Raw genomic sequence first — 277 nt, 5'->3', positions numbered from 1 at the left:
GAGCTGATTGAGAACAACAACACCTTGACCGGCAGCCGCATCGGCGTGGGCAACAGGCCCGACTTCATCGTGTCCGCGGTAACGGGGCCGGCCAGCGCCACGTCCGGCCAGCAGATCTCCGTCTCCGTGACGGTGTGCAACCAGGGCACCGTCGGTGGCAGCGCGCCGGTGGAGGTGTACCTGTCGGCGGACGCAACCATCACCCCCAACGGTCCGACGGGGCCCTCGCCGGACTTCTTCGTGGGCTACGCAGGCTCGCCGTACCTCAACGCCGGCC

Annotated in this window: 1 protein-coding gene; it reads left to right on the top strand. The window is 68.6% G+C overall.

Annotation, left to right across the window (positions count from 1 at the left end; all coding sequences use genetic code 11):
* On the top strand, positions 1–277 hold a 277-nt coding region (locus D7V97_RS43950; RefSeq protein WP_304988542.1), incomplete at both ends, for a CARDB domain-containing protein.

This window comes from Corallococcus sp. CA053C (assembly GCF_003611675.1).
In the GTDB taxonomy this organism is placed as follows: Bacteria; Myxococcota; Myxococcia; order Myxococcales; family Myxococcaceae; genus Corallococcus.
The sequence above is the reverse complement of the archived record's forward strand: the minus strand, read 5'-3'. Positions and strand labels throughout refer to the sequence as shown.